This window comes from Fructilactobacillus sp. X3R5C2, from assembly GCF_059901175.1.
Window position 1 is genome coordinate 1 of the sequence record NZ_JBWXVC010000054.1, and the last position, 233, is coordinate 233.

The window sequence follows — 233 nt, forward strand, 5'->3', positions numbered from 1 at the left end:
GAATCAACATGCAGGGAAGAGACTGGGATACGTTGCTTCGTGCGGCGGAAGGTCAGCCTGCAGTTGCTCATTTGCGGAGAAATGATGGATATACACTGAAATATTCAGTAGATGAAGCATTTTTCAAACACTGGGTTTTGTATACCAAAGGAGAATCCGATCAATTCTTGTGTATTGAACCTTACACCTGGTTGCCGGATGCGCCGAATCTGCCATTGACTGAGGATTTAACT

At 44.6% G+C, this 233-nt stretch carries 1 pseudogene; it reads left to right on the forward strand.

Features of this window, described 5'->3' with window-relative positions:
- Positions 1–32: 32 nt before the first annotated feature.
- A pseudogene (locus tag AC6UD4_RS07390) lies at positions 33–233 on the forward strand (hypothetical protein); the annotation flags it as partial.